The following is a 1,592-nucleotide window of genomic DNA, read 5'->3' as shown; positions in this document are numbered from 1 at the left end:
CTCCCCGGGTCCCACCGGGGAGGCGCCGAGTCTCAGGGACGCCCTGGAACGAAGGGCCGGGGGTCAGCCGGACGGCTCGTCGGGTACGGGCTGCTCGGGGTTGACGGCACCCGACTGCGGTGCGCCCTGGCGGCCGGTACCGGCCTCGTCCGTGTCGGGCACGTCGGTGGCCTCGCCGGCCGCGTCCTCGTCCCGCTCGTCGTCGGTGGCGCGCGTCGGGGCCACCTCCCACGGGTCCTCGCCCTCGTTCGCCTGCTGGTCGGGCATGTCCCTCGGTACGGGGTCCCCCTGCTCGCCGGGACCCTCCAGCCGGTGTTCGGTCACGGCGTGCTCCTTCCTGTCGTGCACCGGGCGCGGGTACCTCGGTCTGATCGACTCAAACCAGGTGTTCCGAGCGACTCGGACCGGAAGTTCCGAGCGACTCCGACCGGAACTTCCGAGCGACTCGGACCAGGTGTTCTGTGCAGCTCGGACCGAGCGTTCCGTGAACCGGGTGCGTCCCGTCAGGAAAGGTCGCGCAGCTCCTCCAGAGCCGCCGTCAGCTGCGGCGCCACCGCCTCCCGCCGCCACGCGACGTGCCCGTCGTCCAGGGCGCGCGGCACCGCTTCGACCAGCATGATCAGGTAGAGGTAGCTGCGGTAGAGGGCGTAGCGTCTGCGGGCCGAGGGGGTGAACTCGATCTCCCCGCCCGCCTCCTGGTAGCCCATCAGAAAGTCGGCGTCCTGCCGGATGTCTCCGAGCAGCGCCAGCGAGACGAAGTCCGCGACCGGGTCGCCCCAGAACATGCGCTCGCCGTCGATCAGGCCACCGACGCGCGGTGACTTTCCGCGCTCGACGAGGATGTTGCCCTGCCACAGGTCGAAGTGGACCAGGCGCGGCACGGTCACCTCGTCGAGGACGTCGTACGCGGCCTTCGCGGTACGGGCCACCTCGTCCACGGGGTGGGGCAGCCAGGCCTGGAAGCGGCGGGCGTCGGCGAGTACGCCGTCGTAGATGGCGGTGAAGGCGGTGCGCCAGTCGGCGGCGAGGGGGCCGAACACGCCGGACGGGTAGCCGAAGCCGGGGCCGGTCACCTGGTGGAGCCGAGCCACCAGGCCGCCCAACTCCCGCCGCAGCGAGGCCTCTTGGGCGGGCTCCAGACCGTCCCACCCGCCGCCCGGGCAGTGGGTGAGCAGGAGGTGGCGGCCGGTCGGGGCGGTTTCGTCAAGGGCGGCTCCGAACACCCGTGGCGCGGGTACGCCGACGGTCTCGGCGGCCCGGCAGAACTCGGCCTCGGCGCCGAGGAGTTCGCTCTCGTAGGCCAGGCCGGGGGTGGTCGACGGCGGGGGGATCTTGAGAATCACCCGGGTGCCGTCGGTGAGGCGCAGTTCCTCGACCGTGTTGTACGTGCCGCCGCCGAGCGGCAGCCGCTCGGCGAGGCTCCCGGGCGGCAGCCCCGCCGCCGCCAGGACGAGCCGCGCCCGCTCCCCGTCGTCCACTCCGGTCCCCCTCGTCGTAGTCGTACGTCGTACGCAGCCGTGGGGGGGCCCGCGGCCCCGGGGGGGCCCCCCGCGGGACCCCCCGGTCGGAGAAACAACAAAAGCGGCCGCCCA

General features: G+C 73.3%; 2 protein-coding genes. Both read right to left on the bottom strand.

Going from position 1 to position 1,592, the window contains the following annotated elements:
• Positions 1–63: 63 nt before the first annotated feature.
• Positions 64–324, bottom strand: a complete 261-nt coding sequence (locus ACFU53_RS47990) for a hypothetical protein (protein ID WP_384006987.1) — start codon at positions 322–324, stop codon at positions 64–66.
• 179 nt (positions 325–503) lie between these two features.
• Positions 504–1,478, bottom strand: a complete 975-nt coding sequence (locus ACFU53_RS47985; protein WP_384006984.1) for a phosphotransferase family protein — start codon at positions 1,476–1,478, stop codon at positions 504–506.
• Positions 1,479–1,592: the final 114 nt, after the last annotated feature.

The sequence above is a fragment of the Streptomyces sp. NPDC057474 genome, assembly GCF_042802555.1.
Classification (GTDB): domain Bacteria; phylum Actinomycetota; class Actinomycetes; order Streptomycetales; family Streptomycetaceae; genus Streptomyces.
The sequence above is the reverse complement of the archived record's forward strand: the minus strand, read 5'-3'. Positions and strand labels throughout refer to the sequence as shown.